This is a genomic window from Polyangium sp. 15x6, from assembly GCF_029960785.1.
Taxonomy (GTDB): Bacteria; Myxococcota_A; Polyangia; order Polyangiales; family Polyangiaceae; genus Polyangium.
In genome coordinates this window covers 265,537-292,168 of the sequence record NZ_JASBQE010000001.1, presented here as the reverse complement: position 1 = coordinate 292,168, position 26,632 = coordinate 265,537, and the positions used below count along the sequence as shown (strand labels likewise).

The following is a 26,632-nucleotide window of genomic DNA, read 5'->3' as shown; positions in this document are numbered from 1 at the left end:
CGATGTGCGCGTTGCTGCTTTCCGCCGTATCGTGCGGGAAGCAGCCAATGGCGGCGGACCCCCTACGAGCGGCAACACGTCGGCCTGCTCCTCAGGCTCGCGCCTCATGCGGTGGACAGCACCCACGGTGCCCTCCTCTCGCTCGGCGCGCGTATCGGCTACTGCGCGCGGCCGCCCGACGAGGTGTGGCACTGCGTCGATTTTACTTGAGCTCGTCGCGCGCCTTGCACGCGTCCTCGTTTTCTTCCTGGCAGCCGCGGTCGTACAGCTTGCGCGCCCTCTCCGGATCCCGCTCGACCCGGTCGCCCTCTGCAAACGCCTTGCCCGCCGTCATGCAGCCTTGCGACGCGCCGAGGTTGCAGGCGCTCTCGTAATAGGAGACCGCCGACGGCCAATCGGCCACGACGGCGTCGTTGCCGCTCTCGTAGGCCATGGCCACGTGCAGGCACGCCGTGCTCACGTCGCCCCCGCAGGCTCTTTTATAGAGCTCCATCGAGCGAACGAGGTTGCGGGCGACGCCCATCCCATGGTGGTACATCACGCCGAGGCCGTTGCAGCTCGCCGCATACCCGCCGAAGCACCCCTTCTCGAAGGCCGCGAACGCGCGCTTGTTGTTGTCCCCCTGCTTGTCCTTCGGCGTCATCAGCGCGAGCCCGAGCGCATGGCAGCTCGCGAGGTCATTTTTCTGGCACCCCTCCTCGTGCCTGGTGATCTCGTCCGAACGCTCGCCATTGCCGGCGCCGTGGATGAACACCATGTGGCCCTTGTCCGGCGTCGCATCGGGCGCGGGGGGCGGCGGCGTGGACGGCGGGGAGGGATCTGCTCCGCAGCCGGCAAGCAGGGCCGATGCGGAGAGCAGGAGCAGGAAGCGCTGGGTCACAGGGTGAATCTACCAACCCTCGCAGCGTGTGGAAAGAGGCGGTCACGATATCAAGGCATCATTTCGGGCGGAACTTCTGCACGCGTCGCCCCACCTGCTCGACCACGTACACGCTGCCGTCCGGCCCGACGGTGATATCGTGCCCCGTGTCGAACTGCCCTTCCTCGCGGCCGAAGCTGCCCCAGCTCGTGATCACCTTGCCGTCACGATCGAGCTCGAGCGCGCGCCCCGACGGCGCGTCTTCGAGCTGGTCGCCGCCGTCGATCACGAAGACGTGCCCGTTCGGGGCCACCTCGACCCCCCAGGGCCGCCCGATCTCGGGCCCGCTCCAGACGTCGACGAGCGTGCCTTCGAGGTCGAAGATCTGGAGCCGCGCATTGCCACGATCCGCGACGTACACGCGGTCCTTTCCGTCGGACGCGATGCCGTGCGGAATGTCGAAATGCCCCGGCTCGCTCCCCGGATCGCCCCACGCGTCGAGGAACATGCCCCGCGCATCGAACCGCGCCACGCGGGTGTTTTCGTATCCATCCGAAACATAGAGCTCGCCGTTCGGCGTGAGGAACACGTCGGTGGGTTTGCCGAACTCGTCGGGCGGGCTGCCGCACGCGACGACGAGCGCCGGGAGGAACAGGAAAAACCGAGGTCTCATTCGTGCCCCCTGCCGATGGTCTGGAGGAGCGCGCCGTCGTGGCTGAACTCGAAGATCTGATCGAGCCCGACGTCGGTCACCCAGACGTGGTCGTTCTTGTCGACGCCGAGCCCGTGCGGCACGAGGAAGACGTTTTCCCCCCACGAGGCGAGCACCTCGCCCGAATCGGCCTCGACCATCCAGATCGTGGGTTTGTCGATGATCTCTTCGTTTCCCCAGCCCCGATCCGCGCGGTGGAACACGAAGACGTGGTTGTGCGAGTCGACGCCGACCCCGACGGCCTCGCCGAGGGTCTGTCCGGCCGGCGGCTTCAACCATTGGGGCACGACCTCGTAAGCCGCCGCGGGGGCGCTCGTGGAGCGCGGGGTGGGCTCGTCCGCGCAGCCCGCGCCCGCGGCGAGGCTCCCGACGAGCGCGGCGAACACGAAGATACGCGGCGTTTCGCTTGTACGTCTCATGAACGATCGACCTCCTCCGGGCAGAGGAGCAGACCTCGGCGGCCGGGGCCATCTCCTGCTTGTGAAGCGAGAGCTTCCTCGGTACGCTCTGAGGGCGACGCAGGCCGGTGCTTGCGCGCTTTTCCGCGAATCCCCCGAGGGAGGTTGGTGCGTGTTCTGTCCGACCTGTGGTACGCCGAACGCCGATGGCGCGCCCACGTGCATCAAGTGCGGCAATCGCCTCCAGGGAGCAGCTCCCCAGGGATGGGGCGCGCCGCCGCAAGGATATCCCGGCGCGCCGCAGCCCGGCTGGGGCGCCCCGCCGCAGCAGGGCTGGGGGCCGCCGCCGCAAGGGTTCGGCAACTACGCGGCCCCCGCCCAGTTCGGCATGGTGCCGACGGCGCACAGCGGGATGGTCGGCCCGAAGGGCACGACGCGGGACCCGACGATGGTCCTCATTTTCAGCTTCTTTTGCTTCTACGGCGTGTACGTCGCGTGGGCCATGCTGAGCGAGCTGCAGGCCTACACGCAGGACGACAACTTCAAGCCGTGGAAGATCTTCATTCCGATCTACAACCTGTTCTTCTGGCACAGCGAGGTGCCGGAGCAGGTGAGCAAGGCCAAACGAATGGCGGGCTGTCCGAACCCGTACGCGAACGGGTTCTACGAGCACGCGAACGTCGCCCTGTACTCGCTCGCCAAGGACCTGAACGAGGTCTGGAAGTGTAGCCCCTAGATCAAGGCTCGCGGCGCTGCGGCGGAGGCGGCGATGCCGTCGCGGCGCCGCGCTGCGCGAGGAGCGAATCGAGCTCGCTGCGGAGGAGCTCGGGCATGGGGTGGCGGTGTGGCTCGGCCACCCATCGGACCATCGCGCTGACGATGAGCTCCTGCAGGAAAGCAAACGACAGATCGCCCGTGCGCTCCACGAGATCGGCGATGACCGCGGCGTCGAGGCGCAGCTCGGGTTCGAGGCGCTCGTTCCAGCGCTCGAAATAACGGCGTCGCTCGGACGTCGCCGGAGGTTCGAAGCGATAGACGCGGTCGAAGCGGCTCGGACGGTCGACGAGGGCCGGATCGAGCTCTTCGGGGTGATTGCTCGTCGCGAGCGTCAAGATCCCGGTATCGCCGCTGAGGCCGTCGAGATCCTCGAGCAGCGCGGAAAGGGCGGTGCCGCGGACGAGGACGTCGAGATCCTCGAGCACGAGCGCGCAGGGCGCGGCCCGCTTGGCCTTGGAGAACACGGTCGCGACGCTCTGCTCGACCTCGCCATACCGCGACTGAAAGCTCCGGACGACGAGGCAAGGTAGCCCGAGCTCGCGCAAGAGCACGCGGATGCAAGCGGTCTTTCCGTTTCCAGGGGGCCCGGCGAAGAGCAGTCCGCGCTTGTACGCGATGCCGTATTTCGCATAGGTCTCGCGACTCGAAATGAAATGGCGCACGTCACCGCGGATGCATTCGAAAAACCCCGGGGGGAAAACGAGGTCCTCGGCGCGAGCGTTCTGGATCGCCGTGAAACCGGACCGATCCCGGCTCCAGCACCCGTTCGAAAACACGAGCGCCGCGTTCGGGGGGAGCGCGCAGAAATCGGCCAGGGCCGTCGCGAACGCACGCGCCGTGTCCATGTTCTCCGCCACGATGAAATGGGTAAATGTGTTCGAACGGTCGTGCGTATAGTCTATCCTGATCGCCTCGAGCGCGTGCCCCTCCCACATGACGCGGAGCCACGAGGTCCCGTGCTCGTGTTCGATTCGGCCGCGCTGGGCCCAGCGAACGCCGGCGTCGTTGCGGATGTCCTCGCGAAACGTCGCCTCGCAGCGCCCGGCGCGCGCGAAGGAAAGGAGGTCGATCTCGTTGCCCAGCAATTCGAGGACGGCACGCGGCCTCGCCCAGGCTTCGAGCTCTCGCCCCAGGTGATAACCGATCGCGTTGCTGCGAAGCTCGAGCGCGCGCTGCAAGAACATCGGATCCAGATCCAAAGAGGACCTCCTTCCCTCCCGCGGGAGCACCCTCCACGGTTTGTCGCCGGCGGCCTCGCGCGGCACTTGCATCGCGCCACGATCCGCGCCAAAAAGCCCCCATGTTGACGATCTACGGATGCAAGGGATGCGGCTCGGTCGTTGTCGAGGCCGCGTGTGATCTCCTCGGAGAAACCTACGAGCGCCGGGAGGTCGAGCCCTGGACGCCGGGCCCTGCGCTCGACGAGCTACGCGCGCTGAATCCTCTCGCGCAGGTGCCCACGGTCGTGCTGCAGGACGGCACGGTCTTCACCGAGAGCGCGGCCATTCTCCTCTGGCTCCTCGAGCGCCACCCGGAAACGAAGCTCGCCCCGCCGCCCGGCGACCCGAAACGGCCGGTGTTCTTGCGCTGGCTCGTGTATTTCGTGTCCAGCATCTATCCGATGTACACCGTCGGCGATTTCCCCGCGCGGTGGGTGAAGGACGAGGGCGCGCAGAAGGAGCTCAAGGCGGCGACCGTGCAGCGGACGCTCGATTGCTGGCGCGCGATCGAGCAGGGGATTTCGCCTGGCACCTATTTGCTGGGCGAGACCATGACGATCCTCGACGTGTACGCGGCGATGATGTCCCGCTGGCGCCCCGGGCGCGAGAAAATTCGCGAGGTCGCGCCGCGCTGCATCGCCGCCGCGGAGCGGGCCGAGACGAACCCGATCGTGGCGCGGGTCTTCACGCAATTTCCGAACGCGACCAGCTAACGCCTTGCGGACGCCCACGCCGGGCCCCACGCGATGCGCGGAGGCCCCATGCCCGAGAAAAAGACCATCGAGCGAGCCCGGCAGGACCAGCGCGAGGGCAAGGCGCCGAGCACGCAGGCCGGCGAGTTCGTCCGCGAGGAAATCGAGCACGTCAAGGAGGGCAAGCACGGGGTGAAAAACCCCAAGCAAGCCATTGCGATCGCCCTGTCCAAGGCGCGCCGCGCCGGCGTGGCCGTGCCGCCGCCCGCGCCGGGCAAAGCCAAGGCGCGGACGCGGCGGCAAGCCAAACGTGATCTCGAAAAAGGGAAGAAAGAAGGCCCGCTCCGCAAGAAGGCGGCCTGACGGTCACGCGATCGCCGCCCGACCCTCCGTCCCCTTCGCGCCCTCGCCGCCCTTCGCGCCGAGCCGCGCGCGCCGAAGCACGCCCACGGACACCACGATTGCGACCAGGGTCAAGAGCAGTCCGCCCAGCGTCCCCGGCCGCCCAGCCTCCTTGAGGCCCGTGAACAGGACCCGCGTGACCTCCGCGTCGGGCACACGCGCCGAATCTTCGAGGAAAGACATCACCGCGCCGACATTCGTCCAGACCCCGGCAATCGTGGCGATCAGCGTCGTCACCGAAAGCGCCGCGGTGAACGCGAGTTTGTCGCGGTCGGGCGCCGCCGCATATCGCACGGCCGCGCCGACGGCCGCACAGCCGGCGGCGAGGACCGTCCACATCCCGAACCCACCCTCGCACATGAACTGAACCAGGCTGAAACCACTCATGGCTCGCTCCTTTCGTTTCATTCCGGACAGCCTCTTCGCCGTCCTTTCATGAGCAGAGAACACGAGCCCCCGGCAGGCGTGACAGGGCGCGGTCGATTTTTCTCGATGCGCCTCGCCGCGGCCTCGAAGCCCACGGGCCGACGCCCGGAACGGGCTTGCTCCTCCGGGCCCGGTGCAGGTAGCCTCGGGGAACCATGTCGATCGATCCGGCCCGCCTCGCACGCATCCGCGCGCGTCTCCTCGCCGCAGCGACCCTCACCACGGCGGCCGCCGGGTGCGCCAAGCCGATCATCAACGATCGGATGGGCGGCCCGCCCGAGGAGACGATCAACGAGCGGCGCCCCGAGCCGGAGCCCACGGACAACGAGCCCCCCGCGGCCCCGACGGCGGAGCCCACGCCGACGGCGCCCGACACGAGCAAACCGACGATCCACCACGTCAACACGCCGCCCTCGGACACCGGCGCCAAGCTCACCCCGCCGGATCCCGGCCAGACGATCAATACGGCGCCGAACCAGCGCTGACCCGGACAAACGCCGCCCATGCGAACGCCGGTTCCCCTCGGGACGACGGAGCGGCTCTTCGGCACGCTCCACCGTCGCATGCTGGATCGCGGCTACGAGGTGCCGCCGTGGGATCGTTTGAGGGCCGATGATCTCGACGCCGAGGACGTGGAGATCGCCCGGAGCGCGTGGGCGGCGCGGACGGTCGCCGAGTACCGCTCGATGATCGTGTTCGGCGAGCTCATCGCGCGGTTCGCCGAGGTGGGCCTGCCCCTCGAAGTGACGACCGCCGCGTCGCGCCTGCTCTCCGACGAGGCCCGCCACACCGAGCTCTGCGCGCGCGTCGCCGACGCGCTCGGCGGGCACGCGGGGTTCACTTTGAAGCCGAACGATCTGCGCCTCCACCGGAACGACCTGCCCGCGCACCTCTTCGTGGCGCGCTGGACGACGTCGATGTTCTGCGTGGGCGAGTCGGCCTCGGTCGCCATTCTGCGGGTCCTTCTGGCCCACGCGAAAAATCCATGTATCGAGGCGGTGCTCCGGATCCTGCTCCGCGACGAGATCCTGCACGACCGCTTCGGCTGGGCGCTCGCGCGCCTCGTGCTGCCGCGGCTCACGGACGACGAGCAGGAATGGCTGGCGGCCGACCTCGCGCAAACGTTCGCCCACTACGATCGCGCGCACGGCGCCTCCGATTCCGATGCGGAGGACGAGCTCTGCGGCGACCTCGGCCTCGCGCCCGCGCGCGCCCGCAGCGAGGCTTTCCATCGCCGGATCGATACGGTGATCCTCCCGTCGCTCGCGGGCCTCGGCGTACCCGCCTACGAGGCGTGGCTCCTTCGAACCGAGGTCTGAATCACTTGCCGCGCATGCAGATCTTGATGGCCTCGCGGAGGTGACTGACCGTCCGCGCGCCGGCAAATCCGGCGCCGAGCGAGATCAAGGTCTGCGCCACGGCCGGCCGGATGCCCGTCACGATGCTCTGCGCGCCGAGGAGCTGGATCGAATGAATGATCCGCACCACGTGATCGGCCGTCGCCTCGTCGACGCTCTCCACGCCGGTCAGGTCGAGGATCGCATGATGCGCCGCGTGCGCCACCACGGCGGAGAGCATACGCCCGGTGATCTCCGAGGCGCGCGCCTCGTCGAGCCTCCCCACCACGGGGAGCGCGAGCACGCCGTCCCATACCTGGATGATCGGCGCGGACATCGCGTGAATGGCCGTGCGCTGCTCCTCGATGATCGCGAGCTTCTCCTCGAGCTCGAGCTCGCGACGCTTGAAATCGTCGATGTCCTGGAAGGCTCCGATCAGCCGGATCACCTGGCCGTCCTCGAACACCGGATGCCCCGAGGCGCGCACCCACAGGCGTTTTCCCGTCGCTGTGAGGATCTGCAGTTCCAGGTCGTACGCCTCGCCTCGCATGCATCCCTGCACAGCGGCGGTGATGATGGGAATCGCCTCGGGTGTATAGAAATTGATGGCCGTCTCGATGACCGGCCGAAACCCCGGGGGCACCTCGTGGATGCGGTAGGTCTCCTCGGTCCAGTAAAGGTCTCCGGTCCGGTTATCGACTTCCCAGCCGCCGACCCGGGCCGTCGCCTGCATCTTCTGCAGCACCTCCTCGCGCCTCCGGCTCACCACCGCGTCGCCCTGCTCGTGCGCCGCGCGTCCGGTCACATAAAACGCCTCGTCCTCGGCCACGTGCCGCAGCGCGAGGGCGACCGTCCGAGCGCTGAGGTCTCTATGCAAAAGCCGCTTCGTGACCCGGAGCGTCGTATCCCCCTCCCCGCCGCCCGCGAGAAAGGCGCGCACATCGGCGGTATCGTCGGGATGTACGATTGCAGAGAAGGGCTGCCCGAGGAGCGTCTCCACCAGGTACCCGAGCACGTCGCGAAACGCCTGGTTGGCGTGCACGAAGCGCCCCTCCCGATCCAGCACGGCGAGGAGGTCAGCGGAGGTCTGGAAGAAACGCTCGTAGGAAAGGGCGCGTACGTCTCGGGCGGTTCCCATGCGCCGATGGACATTGCGCAGATAGTAGAACCGTTGTCAATCGAGGCGTATCGAAAGATGGATCGTATCTACGCGATCTGTCACACGAAAGCACGCCAACCATTTGACGGAGAAACGAAGCGGAAGCTTGCTTTCTTTTCATAGTTCTTGTGTCGAGCACGGAAACGAGGCTATGTGGAAATTCGGGGCATGCGTCCCTGAAGGAGGCTCCTATGACCAAGACCTCGTTCGCAGCCGTATCGCGACGCGCGAAGGTAGCTGCTCTCACCGTGACGGCCGGAGCGGCGGCCGTGCTGCTCACAGGCTTCATCTCTTATCCCACGAACGGGTGGAAGGCCGTCGCCGAGCTGGAAATCGCCAAGCTGCCGGTCTGTTACGCGCTCGGGACCGACGCAATCGGGCGGGGCAATCTGCAGGGTGGCAAGAACACCTACGCAACCTGCTTCACGAGCGACGCGGAGCTCGCGGTCTATTTCCCGGGGACCCCCACCAATGGCCCGCCGAGCAGCACCGCGACCGGCACGGACGACTGGGCCGACTTCGTCGACGGCGTCTTCACCTCGAGCGGCTACACGTCGACGCAGCACCTGATGGGCAGCATCAGCATCGACGTCATCGACGACGACGACGCCACGATGACCTCGTACCTGCACGCGACGCACGTCCTCGCGGACGGCACGATCGACGTGGCCAATGGCACCTACGAAGACGAGGTCGTCCGCGTCAACGGCGCGTGGAAGATCAAGAAGCGCACGCTGAAGCTCATTACGTTCCTGAACCTCGGTACGCCCACCCCCTGAAAAACGCCATCAAGGCGCGGCGGGAGGGGGCAGCGCCGCGCCGATGGGCTCGGCGTGGACCTGCGTGTGCACGACGCGCCGCCGCTTCGCTCCGATATTGGCGACATCGAAATCGAACTTGATGCCAATCATGATGGCGTCCGGGGGCAGGTTCTGGTTCATCATGGGGTTCGACAATCGATCGTCATGCGCGCCGGGGATCGTGATGATGCTCGAGTTGCCACCGATCAGGGCCGGCTTGGGATTCGGAATGCCGTGCGCCGTGCCGTCGGGCATGGTGAGGCGGCTCCTCGTGCTGACGAAGACGCGCCCACCGCCCGCGAATGCAGTCGGCATCGGAAACACCCGTCCGGCGAATTTCTCTTTCACCGCGCGCGCAATACGCTCCCATTCTTTTCGATCGCCGCCCTTGGCCACGACGACCTCGACGGAGGCAATTTGTCCGCGCGCGTCGAGCGTGAGGAGGAAAGTGCTGTCGGATTCGGGGGGCGTGCTCGACGACCGGACCCCTTCGGCGATCGCCGACGCCAGGGTGCCAGCCGCGGGGAACCTCGCCTGCTCGGCGCTCCCGGCGAGGACGGCCTGGGCCGTGGGTCGAATGGGCGCGGGCGACGGCGCAGGCTCGTGGGGCATGGCGCCCGGGACCGCCCAGATCGGCGGACCGGCGAGCGCAGGCACGGCGCCCGCGCGCGGGAGTTCGTCCGGAGGTCCGTCGTAATCGGAAGGGGCGGTCGAGGCCGGCGCGGGGCTCGGGGAAGGCGCAGGATTCGACTCGGGCGGCGCGGGCGCGGGCGACGGCGAGGTCGCGCGCCGCGGCAGGACCGCCACGCGGGGCGGGGGCTCGGGGGCCGGCAGAGGCGTTTCCAGGGCGCCGCGCGGGGGCGACGAGGAAGCGGGCTCGATCGGGCGGAGGTCGATCCAGAGCTCGGGGGATCGCTCGAAGGCATGCCCGATCGTCGAGAGCTCGAGGGGGCGGGGCGGGAGGGCGCGCACGACGAGGAGCCCCGCCGCGTGCAGGACGAGCGCGGCGAGCAGCGAGAGCGGAATCCGGCTGCGTGCGGGAGGGCTCAAGGGGATGACCGTGCGTTGCGGGAGCGTGCCCGCGTATTCACGCGGGCGCAAGGATCTCGTTATCGAGGCGCCTGCGTCGTGGCCGAGACCCACCTCGTTCCCATGGAGCAGGGCAGCGTTCCGTCCGGCCGCAGGAGGGCCTGCCAATCCACGCGAAGGGCCTCTTCAAAGGCCGACACGCGGGCGGGCACCATTCGAGTGATGTCGTACGTCTCCCGGAACTGGGCGAGGACCTGGTCGGGCGTGCCCGACAAATCGACGAGGATGGGCTCGATCCGCACGTTCACGAAAGGCTGGAGCAGCTCCCGGAGCCCCTCTTCGCTGTAGGTCCGAAGGTCACCGATCGACGGCCCCTCGAAGGGCTCTTCGCGGAGGCGACGCACGAGCAGCGTCCACGCATCGTCGGTCGGCCCCGCGATACGGCCGCCCACCACGGCCGCGAAGGCGCCGCCGGGCCGCAAGACGCGCCGCACCTCGGCGAGGGCCTCCTCCACGGGGCGCATCAACATGAGCGCGAGGTGGCACGTGACGAGGTCGAACGAAGAATCCTCGAAGGGGAGTTCCTGCGCTCGCCCCTTCACGAGGGTCGCCTCCGGCCCGAGCCGCGCGCGCGCCGCCGCGAGCTCACCCTCGCTCATATCGATCCCCACGGCGCCCTGGATGCCGCGGGCTCGAAGCAGCGAGAGCAGCGCCCCGTCGCCGCACGCGAGATCGAGCACCCGATCGCCCGGCCGCGCATGCTCGGCGAGCCATTCGTAGGTCGAGGGTTTTCCGCGGAGGAACGCGCGCGACGTGGCCCCGGGGCGAACGTCGTGCCAGCGCTGGAGCCAGGTTTCGGAGGGATCCATGGCCGTTACATACCATGGAGCGCGCGGAGTCTGCTACCCTCGTCGGCCGTGGGAAAACTCTACGACAGCCTCGATGAGGAGCTCATCGGGTTCATCGGGCGGCAACACATGTTTTTCGTCGCCACGGCGCCGCTCGCCGGGGACGGATTCGTGAACCTCTCGCCGAAGGGGCACGATACGCTGCGCGTGCTCGGTCCGCGCACGCTCGGATACCTGGATTTCGCAGGGAGCGGCGTCGAGACGATCGCGCACGCCCGCGAGAACGGGCGCATCGTGGTGCTCTTCTGCGCATTCGAAGGACCGCCGCGTATCCTCCGCATTCACGGACGCGCCGAGGCCTTCGAGCCCAGCGACCCGCGATTCGCGGCCCTACGCGAGCACTTCGGGCCGCCGCGGCCCGGCGAGCGCGCGATTTTGCGTATCGAGGCCACGCGGATCGCGACGTCGTGCGGGTACGGCGTGCCTTTGTACGAGTTCGTCGAGGAACGGACCCAGCTCGCGGATTGGGCCGAGCACAAAGGGCCGGAGGGGATGCGCGAATACATGGAGAAAAAGAACGCGACGAGCCTCGACGGACTGCCGGGGCTCGACTTCGGAAAATCAGGTTGATCGCTCAACCGAGGCGCTCCCGCGCGAGCGCCGCCGCGTATGACTCGGGATCTCTTTCGATCACGAGCTGCCACGCCACGGCCGCCTGCTCCGCGCGCCCGAGCGACGCGAGCGTATCTCCCCAGGCGAGCAGGCCATCGCCTCCCTGCCCACGGAACACGTGCCGCGCGCCCTCCTCGAACCGCGCGAGCGCCTCCTCGAAGCGCCCTTCGCGGGCGTCGATGCGGCCGAGCAAAAAGAGCGCGTTGCGCCGCGACGACGCGCGTCTCGCGACCGCGTCGCCGCGGAGGACCGCGCGCCGCGCAGCCGCAGGGTCCCCCTCGGCGAGGCACAGGAAGGCCTCGGCGAAATGGTATTCGCTCCGGAAATCGTCCGGGAGGTCGGCCTCGCGCGCGAGGGCAAACCGAGCACGCGCCTCCGCGGCGCGCGCTTGCAAGGCGAGCACCCACGTCCCGTGCAGCGCTGCGCCCGTGCGGGCGAGCGGCTCGTCGGATTCGAGGGCCCGCCGCACATGCGCGAGCGACTCCTCCCAGCGGCCGAGGTTCGCCAGCGCCTCGGCCTCGTTGATGCACAGAATCGCGTCGTTCTGCGCGAGCGACCATGCCGCGCGGCGCGCGAGTGCTCGGGCGTAATGCCCGGACGCCACATCCACGCAGACGAGCAGGTTCACGACATAGAGGGCAAACTCGCCGCTCGGCTCCTCGAAGACGGGGACGTCGTCGATCGCGCGGGAGGCCTCCTCCATCCGGCCCTGATAGTACAGGACCATTGCGGTCTCGGCCTGCACGTAGGCCGCGGGCAGGCTCCGCCGCGATGCCGCGAGGAGTAGCCTCGATGTCGTGAACCACCCGCGGCCCCGCGCCTTCCGCGCATACGAAGACAGCTTGGCGGCGACTTCGTACGAGACGAACCGATCGCCCACGTAGGCCCCGGCCGCGACGAGCCCGGCGAAGAGCCAGGCCCCCACGAAGAGCTCGTAAAAACCTGCGTCATCCATGCGCGCGCCCGGGAGGGCGCGTCAGGGTACGGCAGGTCGCGCGGCCGAGACAAGGTCGATGTCGTCCTATGCGCTCGAGCCTCCCTTTCGCGCGGCCTGCGCCCGGTTCACGTAATCGTAGAGCGCCGGGTCGTATCCCTGCTGCGCCGCGAAGCCGGGCTCGTTCTTGTAGAGGTTTTCGAGCGACTGGCGAATGCCCGGGTTTCCCCCGGTGAACATCTCGATGAGCTCCGCCCAGCGCCCGGCGAGCGCCTGCACGGCCGGGTCCTCGGGCGGCGTGCCCTTCTCCATTTCCGCGCGGACCTTCGCGATGAGCGCCGGCCATTCCTCTTGCACGGCCTGCATCGCCTCCTCGCCGAACGCCTGCCGCCGCGCCTCGAGCTCCGCGAGCTGCTCCTTCGTGTAGTATTTATCGAACATGTTCATCACCTCGATCGTCTTCAAAAGTTCGTCGGCCGATACGCGCTCGCTCGCGGCCATCCAGGAAGCGAGCGCCTCCAGGCGACCGAGGAGCTTTCGGGTGAGCTCCATCTGTTCTTGCAAACGCGTGATGTGCATGCGGACGATGGAGAGCGGCGAAACGTCGGGCCGCGCGAGGAGATCCCGGATCTCGTCGAGCGACAGGCCGAGCTGCCTCAGCGATAAAATCTGCTGCAACCGGGCCACGTCTCCCTCCCCGTAAAGCCGGTATCCCGCGCGTGAATGGTCGGACGGCGAGAGGAGCCCTATCTCGTCGTACCAGTGGAGCGTCCGGACGGACGTCCCCGTGGCCTTCGCCAGCTCTCCCACCTTCCACGTGCGCTTCTTCGTGCCCTTGTCTTTGCGCTCTCCCGCAGTCACGAACCGGACTCTAGGCCCTCACGCGACGTGAGGGTCAAGGGGCCTTCGAGAAAAAGGAGGGGTAGTCGAATCCCCACGGGCCGAGGTACGCTTTGCCATGATCTCCCGCATCCTCCTTGGCTCCCTCGCTCTCCCTCTCCTCGCGGTCTCCCTCGCTGCCTCATGTGGCGGCAATGGCGGCTCCTCCGGCAGCGCCTCCTCGAACGCCACTGCATCCGGCGGCTCCGGCGGCACGGGCGCCGACCCCGGCGTCGGCGGATTCATCGCCGCGGGCGGCTCCGGCGGCGGCGAACCCGCGGTCTGCGATCCGCCCGACGTGCTCGTCGTGCTCGACAGGACGCTCACGATGCACAAGACCCCGGAGGGCGGGACACCCAACGACGGGCCTGATTACAAGAGCTCGAAATGGTTCCAGGCCATCACGGCCATCGAGCAGCTCGTCGCGCCTCCCCTCGACAAAGGCATTCGGTTCGGCGTCGAGCTCTGGCCCAAAGACCCGGGCGGCGGCACCTGCATCACCCTCGCCGAGCGCGTGCTCGATACGAAGCAAGCGACGAACCCCACCTGCCAGGAGGGCGAGGTCCTGATCTCGCCGGGGCTCGATCAAGGCACGGCCATTCAAGCGCTCCTCGATCCGGCCACGACCACGCTCTGCACGACGACGCCCACCGGCAACGCGCTGCTCACCGCCGAGCAGCACCTCCAGGAAATCGCCGCCGCTGGGCGCGAGCAATACGTCGTGCTCGTGACCGACGGCGCGGACTGGGACCAGTCCTGCCCCGACCCGAATCCCTTGCCCATCGCGCAGGCCCTCATGAAAAAGGGCATCAGGACGTACATCGTCGGCTTCTCGGCCACCGGTGACATCCAGCCCGGCGGCGTCGGCGCCGAGTTCCTCAACAACATGGCCTGCGCCGGCGGCACCGCGAAGGGGTTCCCCGCTCCCTGCGCCGACGACGGCAATGGAAACTTCACCGCCACCGATCCCACGGGCACGTCGCTCTACCTCAAGGCCGGCAACGCGACCGAGCTCGCGCTCGCGCTCAAGTCGATTGGCGGCAAGCTCTGCTGCAATTGCGGCGATACGTGTGATCCCCCCGAAATCCTCATCGCCCTCGACCGCACGCTCACGATGCACAAGACCCCGAACGGCGATACGCCCGCCGACGGGCCCGATTACCCGAGCAGCAAGTGGTACCAGGCCGTCACCGCGATCGAGAAGATGGTGGCCCCACCCCGCGACAAGCACGCGCGTTACGGCCTCGAGCTCTGGCCCCGCGATCCGGGCGGCGAGACGTGCATCACGCTCGCCGAGCGGGTCACGAACGCGAAGCAGGCGACGAATCCATTCTGCGAGAGCGGCGAGATCGTCGTGCCTCCCGCCCTCGGGAGCGGCGCGGCCATCCAGCAATACCTCGATCCGGCCACCACCCGCATCTGCATCAGCACGCCCACGGGTGAGGCCCTCTTCACGGCCACGGACCACCTCCTCAAGAGCGTCACGCCCGGCCGCGACCAATACGTCGTGCTCGTGACCGACGGCGCGGACTGGGACCAGTCCTGCCCCGATCCGAGCCCGCTTCCCATCGTGCAGCAGCTCGCGGCTTCGGGGATCCGCACCTTCGTGGTGGGCTTCTCGGCGGAGGGCGCCATTCAGCCGGGCGGCGTTGGCGCCGCGTTCCTCAACGACATGGCCTGCGCGGGGCAGACGGCCAAGGGGTTCCCGGCGGGATGCCAGGAAGGGCCCGGCGGCTTCGTCGCCAAGGATCCGAATGGCGAGGTCCTCTACTTGCAGGCGAGCGACGCCGCAGGCCTCGACAAGGCGCTCTCCGGCGTGGCCGACGGCCTTTGCTGCGACTGCGTCAAATGACGCGGTGCCGAAAGACCGTCCTCCCCTCCCTCCTTATTATCGACATCAACTGAGCGCCCCCCCGCGCCCGTCGCGATCGAGCACGACCGGGCAGGCGCGACACCGCTCTTTGTCGACAAATTTCAACCCAAGTAGAATCCGCCAATACGAGCGCATTGCCTCGGTGCGCCTCGGTTCGCCCCGAAGATGCCGTACACGCGTCGAAAGTTCGACGTTCATGCAATTGACTCAAATTGCTCTTGAAAGGCGAACCCATTTCTGTAGGATACACTTGGGCTCAGAATTTACTCGTGCCCGGATCGTACGGTCGCCGGTGGCGAACGTAATGACCTCCTTTTGTGCCGATGCGGCGCTCTCGGCTTGATCGCCCCATCGAGAAAGAGGCGCCATGTCCACGAAGCTCTCTCCGGGCGAACGGCATTCACCCTCACAGGAGAACGAGGCGCGGACCCTGATTCCGCGTCGCCGCCTCGGGACGACGCTTGGTTTTGCGGCCGCCCTCGCGACGCTCGCGGCGCCGGCGGCGGCCGAGGCCTCCTCCTCCTTTGCGCTCTTCGAGAGTGGTCAGGTACGACCGCTCGCTCTCTCTCCTGACGGAAACAGGCTCTATGCGGTCAACACCCCCGACAACCGTCTGGAGGTTTTCCACGTCACGAGCCTGGGCCTCGTTCATCTCGGCTCCGTCACCGTGGGCCTCGAGCCCGTCGCGGTCGCGGCGCGGAGCAATGACGAGGTGTGGGTGGTCAATCATCTCTCCGATAGCGTCAGCGTGGTCGACGTGACGCCCGGCTTCGCGCCGCGCGTCGTGCGGACGCTGCTCGTCGGCGATGAGCCGCGCGACATCGTGTTTGGCGGACCCGGCAAACGTCGCGCCTTCATCACGACGGCCCACCGCGGTCAGAACGTTCCTTTTGATCCTCAGCTCACGACCCCCGGTATCGGCCGGGCCGACGTCTGGGTCTTCGACGCGACGAATCTCGGCCCGAACACACTCGGAGGCGCTCCCCTCAACATCATCACTTTGTTCACCGACACGCCGCGCGCGCTCGCGGTGAGCCCGGACGGGTCGCGCGTGTACGCCGCCGGCTTTCACACCGGCAATCGAACGACGTCCATTCACAGGGACCTCGTGGCCCAGCTCGGAGGTCTGCCGGCCCCGAGGACCGACTCCCTCGGCGTGGAGCAGGCGCCCACCGCGCTCATCATCAAATACGACGGCGAGCACTGGGTCGACTACGAAGGCGATACCTGGGACGCGGCCGTCAACTTCTCCCTCCCCGACAAGGACGTCTTCGTCATCGACGCCACCGCGAACCCGCCGGCCCAGCTCCCGGGCTCTTCGGGCTTTTATTCCGGCGTCGGCACGATCCTCTTCAACATGATCGTCAACCCGGCGAACGGAAAAGTCTACGTCACGAATACCGAGGCGAACAACCTCCAGCGGTTCGAGGGACCGGGGACGTTCGCCGGCTCGACCGTGCGTGGCCACCTCCACGAGTCCCGGATCACGGTCCTCGGCAATGGCACCGTGACCCCGCGGCACCTCAACAAGCACATCGATTACAACGCGCCCGTCGCGCCGCTCCCGAACCCCACGAACGCGAAGAGCCTCGCGACCCCGGTCGGGATGGCCATCACGAAAAACGGCCAGAAGCTCTACGTGGCGGCGCTCGGCTCGAGCAAGATCGGCATCTTCGACACGGCGCAGATCGAGAACGATACCTTCGTCCCGAGCGCGTCGAGCCACATCGTCCTCGACGACGGCGGCGAGCCCGTGGGGCCGACGGGCCTCGTGCTCGACGAAGCGCGCAATCGGCTCTACGTGCTCACGCGCTTCGACAACAAGATCGCCGTCGTCAACCCCGCGACGAAGACCGTGATCGCGCGCGTCCCGATGTACAACCCCGAGCCCCCGAGCGTCACCGAGGGCCGGCAATACCTCTACGACGCCCGGTTCAGCTCCAGCAACGGCGAGTCGTCCTGCGCGAGCTGCCACGTGTTCGGCGATTTCGACAGCCTCGCCTGGGACCTCGGCAATCCGGACGAGACCACGATCCCGCTTCCGGGGCCGGTTCGCCTCGCTTTGCCGGAGTTCTTCCAGACGTTCGACAACCTCGACTCCCTCAAGGGCCCCATGACCACGCAGAGCCTGCGCGGCATGGCGAACCACGGCCCCATGCACTGGCGCGGCGACCGCACCATGGGCAATGCCGAGCCGAGCGCCCAGCCGAACGACGGCACGTTCGACGAGCGCGGGGCCTTCGCGACGTTTCAGGGCGGGTTCGTCGGCCTCCTCGGGCGCACCCAGCCCATCCCGGCCGACGACATGGAGGCATTCACGGATTTCGCCCTCCAGATCATGTACCCGCCGAACCCGATCCGGCACCTCGATAATTCGCTCACGCCGGACCAGCAAGCCGGGCGTGACCATTTCTTCACGCCCGACGCGGCCATCATCGCGTGCGAGGACTGCCACCGCCTCGACCCCGACGCGAATTCCCAGTACGGCGAGCCATTCCCGGGTTTCTTCGGCACGGACGGCCAGTACGTCCTCAACGAGGTCCCGCAGCCGATGAAGATCCCGCACCTGCGCAATCTCTATCAGAAGGTCGGGATGTTCGGGATGCCGGCGGTGCCGTCGATTCTCCCCGGCCACAACGAGCTCACGGGTGATCAGGTCCGCGGCTTCGGCTTCCTCAACGACGGCGCCGAGGATACGATCTTCCGCTTCATGCACTCGCCGGGGTTCGACCTCCTGAGCGGCTTCAGCCCGAATGGGTTCGACGACCGGCCCGGCGGCGACGGCGACATCAAGCGCCGCCAGGTCGAGCAATTCATCCTCGCGTTCGATTCGAACCTCGCGCCGATCGTCGGCCAGCAAGTCACGTGGACGAGCGACAACGGCGCCGCGGCGAGCGCGCGCGTCGACCTCCTGCTTGCGCGAGCGGACGAGGGGGAGTGCGACGTCGTGGCGAAGATGCGATTCGGGTTCGAGGAAATCGGCTTCCTCTATGTCGGCGCGAATCAATTCGTATCGAGCAAGCAGTCGTTCGGCCCTCTCTCGCGGGCCATGCTGGTGCTCGTCGCGAACCTCCTCCACACCGAGCTCACGTTCACCGCCGTCCCGCCCGGCTCCGGCGAGCGTATCGGCATCGATCGCGACGAAGACGGCGTCCGTGACGGCGACGAATGAATGCGGCACCGCCGCGCGGGTTTGGTGTGACATGACCTACGCCGCGCGGCGAACACTCCACGATCCAGCGTCGGCTGGCTGACGGTGAAGGTACCGCAGAAAATCGACGCGAAGGGGCATGAAGCCTTGTTGCAGGCCGCGGCTCCGGATAGCTTCGTGCTCTCACGGGGGGACATGTCCAGGAGATGTCATGTCCGCCGAGCCGAACCATCGCGCAGCCGATGACTTCCATGGGGTATCCTTCGAGGGTTTCACCGCGCTGACCCCCATCTACGAAGGGGCGGAGACGCTGGTGTTCCGCGGCAAGAGAATCGCCGACGGCGCGCGGGTCGTCCTCAAGCAGACGAAAAACGAATATCCCACCGTCCGGGAAGTCGGCCGCCTGCGGCGTGAATTCACAATCCTGCGCGAGCTCGGCGTGGACTCCGCGCCCGAGGCGATCGCGCTCGAGGAGCACGGCCGCGGCGTCGTCCTGATCATGGCCGACCTCGGCCATCCGACGCTGCGCGAGATCCTGGAGAGCCGGAGGCTCGATATCGAGACCTCGCTCACGATTGCCCTGTCGATCTCGAATGCACTCGCCGCGGTCCACCGGAAGGGCATCATCCACAAGGATGTGACCCCGCGAAACGTCCTAATCGAGGAGTCGAGCTGGACGGCGCACCTCATCGATTTCGGGATTTCCGCGCGCCTCTCCCGCGAGCTCCACGCGCCGACGGGCCCGCGGTCGCTCGAAGGGACGCTGCTCTACATGGCGCCCGAGCAGACGGGGCGAATGAACCGGGCCGTCGATTCACGCGCGGACCTCTACTCGCTCGGCGTGATCCTTTACGAGATGCTGACGGGCTCCGTGCCATTCCCGCAGCGCGAGCTCTCGGAGATCGTCCAGAGCCATCTCACGCGCCCGCCTGTGCCGCCGTGCGAACTCGTGCCCGCGGTGCCCGCGCCGCTCTCCGACCTCGTGATGATGCTCCTCGCGAAGACGCCGGAGGAGCGATACCAGAGCGACGCCGGCGTCCGGGCGGATCTCTCCGAATGTCTGCGGCAATGGAAAACGAACGGGACCATCGCGACGTTTCCGCTGCGGCAACGCGACAAGGCGCCGGAGCTCCGCCGCGCGCAGCGGCTCTACGGCCGCGAGCGCGACCTCGAGGCGCTCCTGCAGGCGTTCGGCCGCGCGCGCGCGCGCGGCCCGGAGCTCTGCCTCGTCGCCGGCTACTCCGGCGTGGGGAAATCGGCGCTGGTCCGCGAGATTCACAAGATCATCGCGCGGCACGGCGGCGGCTATTTCGCCTCCGGCAAGTTCGACCAGATCTCGCGGGACGTCCCGCTCGCGCCCGTCGTGCACGCGCTCCGGGAGCTCGTCCAGCAGATCCTGACAGAGCCGCCGGAGACGCTCGCGGCCTACAAGAGCGAGCTCCTCACGGCGCTCGGCGGCAATGGCGCGATCCTCATCGAGCTCGTCCCCGAGCTCGAGCTCGTCCTCGGCGCGCAGCCCAAGGTCTCCGATCTTCCGCCCGATCAGGCGAAAAACCGCTTCGAGCTCACGCTCCAGAACTTCCTGCACGTGTTCGCGAGCGAAAAGCATCCGCTGGTGATCTTCCTCGACGATCTCCAGTGGATGGATCCCGCCTCGCAGCGGCTCATGCACCTGCTCCTCACGGACACGTGGAGCCGGCATCTGCTCATCATCGGCGCGTATCGCGACAACGAGGTCTCGGCCGGCCATCCGCTCTCGAACCTGCTCGCCGAGCTCGAGAGCTCGGGCTTTCAGCCGGCGAAGATCCACCTCGCGCCGCTCGACCGTGAGATGGTGGGGAGCCTCGTCGCCGACACGCTGACGAGCGAGCCCCAGGAGGTCCGAACGCTCGCGGACCTCGTCCATGAAAAGACGCAGGGCAACCCGTTCTTCGCGCACCAGTTCATGGTCGCATTGTACGAGCGGGGCCTGCTCCGCTTCGACCCGGAGAGCGGCGCATGGCAATGGGACGACGCGGCGATCCGCGCCGCGAACGTGACCGACAACGTGGTCGACCTGATGGTCGGCGTCCTCCGCCGCCTCTCGCCGGAGACGCAGCACGTGCTCGAGCGCGCGGCCTGCATCGGCCATTCCTTCGATTTCGGCTCGCTCGCGACGATCGCCGAGAAGCCGGTGCACGAGGTCTCCGCGGCGCTCTGGGAGGCGCTGCGCGCGGGGCTCGTCGTGTCACTGGACGGCGATTACAGGTATCTCGAATCCGGGGTCGGGAGCGAGGCGCGCGAGGTATCGTCGTCGCTCTTCAATGTCCGCTACCAGTTCGTCCACGACCGCGTGCTCTCGGCGGCCTACATGCTCGTGGAGCCGGAGCAACGAAAGCAGCTCCACCTCTCCATCGGGCGCCTGCTCCGCAAGCGATCGGGCGAGCGTCCCCGCGACGAGGACCTGCTCGACCTCGTCCACCATTTGAACCTCGGCGCCTCGGCGATCACCGATCGGGCCGAGCGGCGCGACCTCGCGGAGATCAACCTGCGCGCCGGGCAAAAGGCCAAAGCCGCGACGGCGTATCACGCGGGGGCCATTTACACGCGCGCGGGCATCGAGCTGCTCGATGCGGCCGACTGGGACGAGCATTACGATCTCTGCCATTCCCTCCACATCGAGGGCGGTCAGTGCGCGTTCGCTTGCGGCGACGCCGAGCGCGCCGAGGCGCTCTTCGCCGAGGCCTTGCGCCACGCCCGCACGGATCTCGAACGCGCGGAGATCCAGCGACAGCGCATCTACAAGCACGCCTCGTACGGGGAATTCCTCGAGGCGCTGCGGGTCGGCAGCGAGACGCTCGCGATGCTCGGGCACGAACTCACGCTCGACGAAATGAATTCGCCCGAGGTGATGGTGGCGGAGCTCTCGCAGATCACCCCCAACCTGCGCGGGCGGCCCATCTGGAGCCTCGTCGACGAGCCCGAGGCCACGGATCCGGTGATGCGCGCCATCCTGTCGATCCTCGACGCCATTGCGGACAGCGGGCACTACGTCAGCGCGATCGCCTTCTCCGTCATCAATTTCCGGGCCGTGAACCTCTCGCTCGTACACGGCCCCACGGAGCTCTGCCCATTTCCGTATGCGTGCGCCGGCTATGTCCTCGCGGGGATGTTCGGGCGCGTGACCGAGGGCCTGGCATTTTGCGAGGTCGCGGGTGCCATCAACCAACGGTTTCCGAGCGTCATGCAACTCTCGCGGCTCCACGTCGCCTGGGGCAGCGGCACGCACATGCAGCACCCCATGCGCGACGCCATCAAAAGCTGGACCATCGCGCGGCAGAAGGGCCTGGAAAGCGGCGAATTCGCCATGCTCGGGACGGCGTGCTTCCTCGAGACGATGGGGAATGTCTTCGCGGGCGACCCCATCGAGGAGCTCTTGCAGGAAGCCGACAAAAACCTCGCGATCGTCCGGCGCACGAAGAACTCCCTCAACCTGGCCACGATGACGGTCGTGCGGCAGACGGTCGCGTGCCTCGCGGGCAAGACGCGCGAGCGCACCTCGCTCGACGACGACACGTTCAACGAGAAAGAATACCTCGATCGGCTCGAAGGCGAGCATTTCGGCAATACGAGGGCGCACCACGCCATCTTGAAAGTGCTCGTCTACCTGATTTACGGCCGATACGAGGACGCCTGGAAGGCATCCGAGGTCGCCGAGCACTGGATCTCGCATACCGGCGGAAACCTCGCCTCGAAGGTGCACCCCTGCCTCCGCGCCCTCGTGCTGCTCGGGCTGCCTCGCGCGGAGGCGCCCGAGGAGGCCGAGCGACGGGCCGAGATCCTGCGCAAATGCCGCGCGGAGGTCACGCAGCTCGCCGCGTGGTCGCCGAAGAGCTTCGCGCACTTCGATGCCATGGTGAACGCCGAGGCGGCGCGCACGGAAGGCAACCTCGAAGGCGCGGTCCGGCTCTACGAACGGGCGATCACGCTCTGTCAGGAGAACAAGGCCCCCCATCTCGAGGCGCTCACTGGTGAGCTCTGCGCCAAGTTCTACCTGAGCATCGGCGCGCCGACCGCGGGCGGCGGCTACATGAAGAACGCCTACCGCGCCTACAAGCACTGGGGCGCGACGCCGAAGATCGACGCGCTGGAGAACGAGGCCACGCACATCTGGCCTTCGCTCCGCGACGTCTCCCGCACGCGCGGGGCGGCGACGACCACCGGCTCGAGCGCCTCGCTCGCGACCCGCACCCTCATCGGACAAACCAGCATCGGCAGCCTCCGCGACGCAGCGCTCGTCGTCCGAGCTGCTCAGGAAATCGCGAGCGAGATCGACCTGCCCAAGGTCATCGATCGGCTCGCCAAGCTCGTGCTCGAGAACGCGGGCGCCGACCAGGGCTCGCTCATCCTCGCGCGGGGCGGTGCGCTCGTCGTCGAAGCGACGTTCCAGCCCGCCGGCTGCTCGCTCGACGTGGGACGCGGACAGCCGCTCGAAGCCGTGCAGGACTGCGCAAAGAGCGTCGTCCACTACGTCACGCGCACCCTCGAACCGGTGGTCCTCGACAACTCGCGCAAGGCCACGCGGTTCTCGGACGACCCGTACATCCAGGAGTTCGCCCCGAAATCGATCCTCTGCTTGCCTCTGCTCCATCAAGGCCGGCTGAGCGGCGCGCTCTACCTCGAAAACCGCATGACGGCCGGCGTCTTCGACGCGGCGCGCGTGGAGCTCCTCGCGCTCCTCTCCTCGCAGGCGGCCATCGCCATCGAGATCGCGCGCCTCATCGAGAACGCGCACGCCGCGAACGAGCAGGTCAAGCGCGCGAACGAGCGTCTCGAGATGGAGGTCGCGCACCGGACGGAAGAGCTGCGCCGGGTCAACGACAGCTTGTTCGACATGAACCGGGCGCTCGAACAGGAGCTCGGCCAGCGCCGCCAGATCGAGCAGGAGCGCGCGGCGCTGCACGAGCAGGTCATCGCGGGGCAACGCCAGCGCCTGGCGGAGCTATCGACGCCGCTCTTGCCGATCACGAAGGACATCGTGGTGATGCCGCTCATCGGCACGATGGACACCGAGCGCGCCGAGCTGGTGCTCAGCGTGGCTCTCGACGGCGCCCAGCGCCTCGGGGCCCGGGTCGTGATCCTCGACGTGACGGGCATGAAGCACGTCGACACGCAGGTGGCGGGCATGCTGGTGAACGTGGCCGCCGCGCTCCGGCTGCTCGGGGCCGAGACGGTGCTCACGGGCATCGCGCCGCGCATCGCCCAGACACTCGTCGCGCTCGACGTCGATCTGAAATCGTTCGTCACGATGGGCACGCTCCAGAGCGGCATGGAGTACGCGCTCCGGCGATCGCGCCACGTCGACGCCTCGCCCGCCCCGCGTCGAGGCGGGCCGCAGCATCGATGAACGAAGGGCCGCCGCCCGCCCCGACGAGGACGCGGGGCGGGCGCGTATTTGCCTATCGGAAGAATCCGGGGATCAAGGCGCGGCGCAGAAATCGCCGCCCTTGGCGCCGGGCTGGGCCGGCAGATCGATCAGCGTCGTGTCCTCGTCGATCGAGAGCACGAAGGCCACGAGGTTCGCGATGTCGTCCGGGCCCGTGAGGTAGCTCGGCGCGGCGAGCGCCTTGTTGTGCGCGGCGAACGTGGTCGAGAACAGCTCCTCGAGCGTCCGTGCGTTGCCGGCGTGGAAGAACGGCGCGCCGACCTGCATGCCGAGCAGCGAAGGCACGTTGAAGCCCTTTCCGACGGCCTCGTCCCCCTGGGCCTTCGCGACCATGTCCGCGCGCACCTCGATCACGTTCACCGCGGCCGGCGAGATCGCGAACGTCCCCACGGGGCGGAGCACGCACTGGATCTGATCGAGCCCCGCGTTCTTCGGGTTCGGACCGCGCATGAACTGGTTCCCCGCGGTGGCCGGAAGCAAGGCCGCAGGGAACCCGGCGGCGATGAGCGCGTCACCCTCGTAGGCCTTCGCGAGCAGCGCCTCGTTCGTCGTGGCCGACGGCGTGTAGAAGCGCTTCGAGAGCGTCCACTTCGCGCCGCCGTGGCAGCCCTGGCAGCTCCCGCCCTCCATGAACAACGTCATGCCCGCCGCGACCTTCGCCGGGTCGAGGTTCGAGGGCTTGCGCGGCGAGCGGAGGCTCTGCGCGTACGCCTCGAAGTCGTCCCAGTCCTTGCGCACGCTGTCCGTGTCGTTGATCGCCTCCGTCGAGCCGTTGAGGCCCGCGGCGCCCGCGGGCGCGTATTTCACCGTGTCCGCGAGGTTGATCCGGTCCGTGGTCACCGGCGGCGTGCTGTCCTTCGTCACGAGCGCGCCCACGCCGCCCTGCGTGCCGCGCGCGCTGTTCTCGAAGTCGTGCGCCTCGTCCTGGAACGCCGTCCAGCCGAAGATGCGCACATCGGTGGGATCCTTCGACGCGTAGCTCCCCTCGAGGCTCGTCGACTGCCGCGGGCCGCGGGCGAAGTACCACGTCACGTTGTCGCTCAGGCCGTCGATGTGGCACGCCTGGCACGAGACCCACGCCTGGCCCCGGAGCGACCAGCGCCCGAGCCCCGTGTTGAACATCCGCTTGCCGCGCAGCACCGACATCCCCGCCGCGTCCGCGGGCAGAGGCGCCGTCGAGACGACACGCGCCGACCCGAGATCGGCGCCCGCGACGACCTGCTTCGCCGGATCGATCGCGACGGCCGACACGTTCCGACTGATGTCGTTCGCCACGAACGCGAACGCGTGCGTGTTCGCCACGGCGATGCCGATCGGGCCCACGCCCTTCAGGCTCTCGGCGAGCGTCTGCGGCGCGAGGTCGATGAACTTCTCGTCCGCGGCGCCGACGCTCGTGACGGCGCCGGTCGTGTCGTTGAAGTTCACGCGGAACACCGCGTCTGCGCCGTTTGCCGGCACGTACGCCTCGCCCGTGGCCCCGACGAACGCGATGTCGTTCGCGACCAGCGGATAACGACGGTTCGCGTCGTCGGCGACGTTCGCCGCGACGTACGCGTCGCGGAAGGACCGGTTCAGGTTCGTCGGCGCCACGGCCGCGGCCATGTCGGCCTTCGTGTCGATCACGTTCACGACCGGGTGCACGACGGTCTTGGTGTTCGTCGGGATCGCGCGGCACGAGCCGGTGCCGAACCCGCCGCCGCCCTCGCACGTCCCGGCGGGCGCGTCGGCGCCGCAATCGGCGTCGGTCGAGCAGCTGTACGTGCAGGAGCCCGTGGTCGCATTGCACGTGCTCAGAAGGTTCACGCCCTGGCACTGCGCGTTCGTCGTGCAGGCGTTCTTCTGGTACGGCCCGACGGGGCCGGCCGGCGACGCGCAGATCGACGTGACGTACGCGAGATCCTTCTGGATCGTGATCGACTGGAGCTGGTTCGGGAAGCAGCCCGTGGTTTGCCCCTTGTGATCGACGAAGCCCGTGTCGTCGAGCGAAGGCAGGGTGATCGTGGATACCGCGCCGTCCGCGGCTTTCACGCTGTAGACGATGCCGGCCCAGTTCGTGTCGACGTTCGACACGCCCTGCGCGTTGATCTGCTCGGGCTCCGTGCGCTGGGCGAAGAACTCGGTCGCGTAGATCTTCTCGTCGCTGTCATCGGCGTCGCCGTCGTTCGTGATCGCGAGCGAGCGCGGGTGTGCGAGCGCCGGCCGCGCCTTGTCGGCGGCGACCGAGGGACCGAGCAGGCCCGTGCCGGCGAGCGGCCCGTTCAGATCGATCGTCTTCGACACCGTGAGCGAGGCGATGTCGACGTGCGAGAGCGTGCCGTCGACCCAGTTGGCGACGTAGAGCGCCGTGTTGTTCGGCGTGATCGCGATGGCCGTGGGCTCCGAGCCGACGGCGACCTCCTTGCCCATGACGGGCGTTCCCTTGAGATCGCGGATCTCCACGACCTTCTGGTCCTTGCGCAGCGCCACGTACGCCTTGTCGCCGCAGCCGTCGATCGCGACCTGCCAGGGCTCGCCGCCCACGGCGATCTCGGCCTTTTTCGTGAGCGCCGGCAGGCCGTCCACGGCGTCGTATTCGACCGACAGCACCGTCACGCTGCCCGCGTCGCGGTTCACGGCGACGACGAGCGAGTCGTCCGCTGAAATCGCGACCGCCGCGCCGCGCGTCGCGCCGGGCGCCGGCGTCGTGCAAAGCTCGGCGCCGCCCCCGGCGCCGCCTTGCCCGCCCATTCCGCCCCCGCCCATTCCGCCTTGCCCGCCCATGCCGCCGCCGCCGGTGTTCCCGCCGCCGGTCCCGCCGCCTGCGCCGCCGCTGCCCGAGCTCGACGATGAGGTCGTCGTCCCCGGAAGGTTCACCGGATCGTCGCCGCACCCCGCCCCGGTCACGGCACTTCCCAGAACCAAAGCGCATATGCCTGCGAAAGCGCCACCAAAATGACGCCGCACCGGCCTGCTCATCGAAGCTCTTTGCATCGTCTCCCCTTCCTTTTTTCGATGTGTGCCGACGACCCCCCCTGGTCGGGACACACATCAAGCAGGATT

Annotated in this window: 21 protein-coding genes; 10 read left to right on the top strand and 11 right to left on the bottom strand. The window is 68.0% G+C overall.

The features are described 5' to 3' along the window. Nucleotides 1-202: 202 nt before the first annotated feature. From QHF83_RS01230 to QHF83_RS01220, 3 genes are read right to left on the bottom strand one after another with little or no spacing between them, the layout of a single operon-like run. Nucleotides 203-880 (bottom strand): tetratricopeptide repeat protein, encoded by a 678-nt coding sequence (locus QHF83_RS01230; protein ID WP_282415872.1) that lies wholly within the window; start codon nucleotides 878-880, stop codon nucleotides 203-205. A 58-nt stretch (nucleotides 881-938) separates the two neighbouring features. Then, on the bottom strand, nucleotides 939-1,532 hold the full coding sequence (locus QHF83_RS01225) for a hypothetical protein (RefSeq protein WP_282415871.1): 594 nt from the start codon (nucleotides 1,530-1,532) through the stop codon (nucleotides 939-941). Further along, entirely contained in the window at nucleotides 1,529-1,990 is a 462-nt protein-coding gene (locus QHF83_RS01220) for a hypothetical protein (RefSeq protein WP_282415870.1), read from the bottom strand. The genes QHF83_RS01225 and QHF83_RS01220 overlap by 4 nt, the downstream gene beginning before the upstream one ends. A gap of 151 nt (nucleotides 1,991-2,141) precedes the next feature. On the opposite strand from QHF83_RS01220, the gene QHF83_RS01215 reads away from it, so the two are divergent. Then, nucleotides 2,142-2,705: a zinc ribbon domain-containing protein gene (locus QHF83_RS01215; RefSeq protein ID WP_282415869.1), complete on the top strand. Its 564-nt coding sequence runs from the start codon at nucleotides 2,142-2,144 to the stop codon at nucleotides 2,703-2,705. Between the two features lies 1 nt (nucleotide 2,706). On the opposite strand, the gene QHF83_RS01210 is transcribed toward QHF83_RS01215, so the two are convergent. Next, complete coding sequence (locus QHF83_RS01210; protein WP_282415868.1) at nucleotides 2,707-3,945, bottom strand: ATP-binding protein; 1,239 nt, start codon at nucleotides 3,943-3,945, stop codon at nucleotides 2,707-2,709. 101 nt (nucleotides 3,946-4,046) lie between these two features. On the opposite strand from QHF83_RS01210, the gene QHF83_RS01205 reads away from it, so the two are divergent. Beyond that, nucleotides 4,047-4,679, top strand: a complete 633-nt coding sequence (locus QHF83_RS01205; protein WP_282415867.1) for a glutathione S-transferase family protein — start codon at nucleotides 4,047-4,049, stop codon at nucleotides 4,677-4,679. Nucleotides 4,680-4,727: 48 nt separating this feature from the next. Next, nucleotides 4,728-5,021 carry a DUF6496 domain-containing protein gene (locus QHF83_RS01200; RefSeq protein ID WP_282415866.1) on the top strand — a complete coding sequence of 98 codons (294 nt, stop codon included), beginning with the start codon at nucleotides 4,728-4,730 and terminating at the stop codon, nucleotides 5,019-5,021. A 3-nt stretch (nucleotides 5,022-5,024) separates the two neighbouring features. Here QHF83_RS01200 and QHF83_RS01195 read toward each other — a convergent pair whose 3' ends face one another. Beyond that, entirely contained in the window at nucleotides 5,025-5,447 is a 423-nt protein-coding gene (locus QHF83_RS01195; RefSeq protein WP_282415865.1) for a hypothetical protein, read from the bottom strand. 194 nt (nucleotides 5,448-5,641) lie between these two features. Here QHF83_RS01195 and QHF83_RS01190 point away from each other — a divergent pair, with 194 nt between their 5' ends. Then, nucleotides 5,642-5,971 (top strand): hypothetical protein, encoded by a 330-nt coding sequence (locus QHF83_RS01190; RefSeq protein ID WP_282415864.1) that lies wholly within the window; start codon nucleotides 5,642-5,644, stop codon nucleotides 5,969-5,971. An 18-nt stretch (nucleotides 5,972-5,989) separates the two neighbouring features. Beyond that, the gene (locus tag QHF83_RS01185; RefSeq protein ID WP_282415863.1) at nucleotides 5,990-6,805 is read left to right on the top strand and encodes a hypothetical protein; all 816 of its coding nucleotides are present in this window, start codon (nucleotides 5,990-5,992) and stop codon (nucleotides 6,803-6,805) included. A 1-nt stretch (nucleotide 6,806) separates the two neighbouring features. Here QHF83_RS01185 and QHF83_RS01180 read toward each other — a convergent pair whose 3' ends face one another. Next, on the bottom strand, nucleotides 6,807-7,961 hold the full coding sequence (locus QHF83_RS01180) for a PAS domain S-box protein (RefSeq protein ID WP_282415862.1): 1,155 nt from the start codon (nucleotides 7,959-7,961) through the stop codon (nucleotides 6,807-6,809). A 212-nt stretch (nucleotides 7,962-8,173) separates the two neighbouring features. On the opposite strand from QHF83_RS01180, the gene QHF83_RS01175 reads away from it, so the two are divergent. Further along, complete coding sequence (locus tag QHF83_RS01175; RefSeq protein ID WP_282415861.1) at nucleotides 8,174-8,761, top strand: nuclear transport factor 2 family protein; 588 nt, start codon at nucleotides 8,174-8,176, stop codon at nucleotides 8,759-8,761. Nucleotides 8,762-8,770: 9 nt separating this feature from the next. Here the strand turns inward: QHF83_RS01175 and QHF83_RS01170 are convergent, their stop codons facing one another. Together QHF83_RS01170 and QHF83_RS01165 are read right to left on the bottom strand one after the other, a co-directional pair. Then, nucleotides 8,771-9,883: a hypothetical protein gene (locus tag QHF83_RS01170; protein WP_282415860.1), complete on the bottom strand. Its 1,113-nt coding sequence runs from the start codon at nucleotides 9,881-9,883 to the stop codon at nucleotides 8,771-8,773. Between the two features lie 8 nt (nucleotides 9,884-9,891). Next, nucleotides 9,892-10,680: a class I SAM-dependent methyltransferase gene (locus QHF83_RS01165; RefSeq protein ID WP_282415859.1), complete on the bottom strand. Its 789-nt coding sequence runs from the start codon at nucleotides 10,678-10,680 to the stop codon at nucleotides 9,892-9,894. A 48-nt stretch (nucleotides 10,681-10,728) separates the two neighbouring features. Between QHF83_RS01165 and QHF83_RS01160 the strand changes: the two genes are divergently transcribed. Then, entirely contained in the window at nucleotides 10,729-11,289 is a 561-nt protein-coding gene (locus QHF83_RS01160) for a pyridoxamine 5'-phosphate oxidase family protein (protein WP_282415858.1), read from the top strand. 4 nt (nucleotides 11,290-11,293) lie between these two features. On the opposite strand, the gene QHF83_RS01155 is transcribed toward QHF83_RS01160, so the two are convergent. Together QHF83_RS01155 and QHF83_RS01150 are read right to left on the bottom strand one after the other, a co-directional pair. After that, entirely contained in the window at nucleotides 11,294-12,286 is a 993-nt protein-coding gene (locus QHF83_RS01155) for a hypothetical protein (protein WP_282415857.1), read from the bottom strand. Nucleotides 12,287-12,352: 66 nt separating this feature from the next. Further along, on the bottom strand, nucleotides 12,353-13,126 hold the full coding sequence (locus QHF83_RS01150; protein WP_282415856.1) for a MerR family transcriptional regulator: 774 nt from the start codon (nucleotides 13,124-13,126) through the stop codon (nucleotides 12,353-12,355). Between the two features lie 97 nt (nucleotides 13,127-13,223). Between QHF83_RS01150 and QHF83_RS01145 the strand changes: the two genes are divergently transcribed. From QHF83_RS01145 to QHF83_RS01135, 3 genes are all read left to right on the top strand, one after another. Beyond that, nucleotides 13,224-14,996, top strand: coding sequence for a vWA domain-containing protein (locus tag QHF83_RS01145; protein ID WP_282415855.1), 1,773 nt, complete (start codon nucleotides 13,224-13,226; stop codon nucleotides 14,994-14,996). 388 nt (nucleotides 14,997-15,384) lie between these two features. Next, on the top strand, nucleotides 15,385-18,189 hold the full coding sequence (locus QHF83_RS01140) for a hypothetical protein (RefSeq protein ID WP_282415854.1): 2,805 nt from the start codon (nucleotides 15,385-15,387) through the stop codon (nucleotides 18,187-18,189). A 190-nt stretch (nucleotides 18,190-18,379) separates the two neighbouring features. After that, nucleotides 18,380-23,554 carry an AAA family ATPase gene (locus tag QHF83_RS01135; protein WP_282415853.1) on the top strand — a complete coding sequence of 1,725 codons (5,175 nt, stop codon included), beginning with the start codon at nucleotides 18,380-18,382 and terminating at the stop codon, nucleotides 23,552-23,554. 72 nt (nucleotides 23,555-23,626) lie between these two features. Here the strand turns inward: QHF83_RS01135 and QHF83_RS01130 are convergent, their stop codons facing one another. Then, a complete protein-coding gene (locus QHF83_RS01130; protein ID WP_282415852.1) occupies nucleotides 23,627-26,476 on the bottom strand; it encodes a YncE family protein in 2,850 nt (949 codons plus the stop codon). Nucleotides 26,477-26,632 lie beyond the last annotated feature (156 nt).

What these genes read in the sequence shown, in the direction of transcription:
- QHF83_RS01225 (WP_282415871.1), bottom strand. Translation starts at nt 1,532, where the DNA reads ATGAGACCTCGGTTTTTCCTGTTCCTCCCGGCGCTCGTCGTCGCGTGC.
- QHF83_RS01220 (WP_282415870.1), bottom strand. Translation starts at nt 1,990, where the DNA reads ATGAGACGTACAAGCGAAACGCCGCGTATCTTCGTGTTCGCCGCGCTC.
- QHF83_RS01205 (WP_282415867.1), top strand. Translation starts at nt 4,047, where the DNA reads ATGTTGACGATCTACGGATGCAAGGGATGCGGCTCGGTCGTTGTCGAG.
- QHF83_RS01200 (WP_282415866.1), top strand. Translation starts at nt 4,728, where the DNA reads ATGCCCGAGAAAAAGACCATCGAGCGAGCCCGGCAGGACCAGCGCGAG.
- QHF83_RS01195 (WP_282415865.1), bottom strand. Translation starts at nt 5,447, where the DNA reads ATGAGTGGTTTCAGCCTGGTTCAGTTCATGTGCGAGGGTGGGTTCGGG.
- QHF83_RS01190 (WP_282415864.1), top strand. Translation starts at nt 5,642, where the DNA reads ATGTCGATCGATCCGGCCCGCCTCGCACGCATCCGCGCGCGTCTCCTC.
- QHF83_RS01185 (WP_282415863.1), top strand. Translation starts at nt 5,990, where the DNA reads ATGCGAACGCCGGTTCCCCTCGGGACGACGGAGCGGCTCTTCGGCACG.
- QHF83_RS01180 (WP_282415862.1), bottom strand. Translation starts at nt 7,961, where the DNA reads ATGGGAACCGCCCGAGACGTACGCGCCCTTTCCTACGAGCGTTTCTTC.
- QHF83_RS01175 (WP_282415861.1), top strand. Translation starts at nt 8,174, where the DNA reads ATGACCAAGACCTCGTTCGCAGCCGTATCGCGACGCGCGAAGGTAGCT.
- QHF83_RS01165 (WP_282415859.1), bottom strand. Translation starts at nt 10,680, where the DNA reads ATGGATCCCTCCGAAACCTGGCTCCAGCGCTGGCACGACGTTCGCCCC.
- QHF83_RS01155 (WP_282415857.1), bottom strand. Translation starts at nt 12,286, where the DNA reads ATGGATGACGCAGGTTTTTACGAGCTCTTCGTGGGGGCCTGGCTCTTC.
- QHF83_RS01145 (WP_282415855.1), top strand. Translation starts at nt 13,224, where the DNA reads ATGATCTCCCGCATCCTCCTTGGCTCCCTCGCTCTCCCTCTCCTCGCG.
- QHF83_RS01140 (WP_282415854.1), top strand. Translation starts at nt 15,385, where the DNA reads ATGTCCACGAAGCTCTCTCCGGGCGAACGGCATTCACCCTCACAGGAG.
- QHF83_RS01135 (WP_282415853.1), top strand. Translation starts at nt 18,380, where the DNA reads ATGTCCGCCGAGCCGAACCATCGCGCAGCCGATGACTTCCATGGGGTA.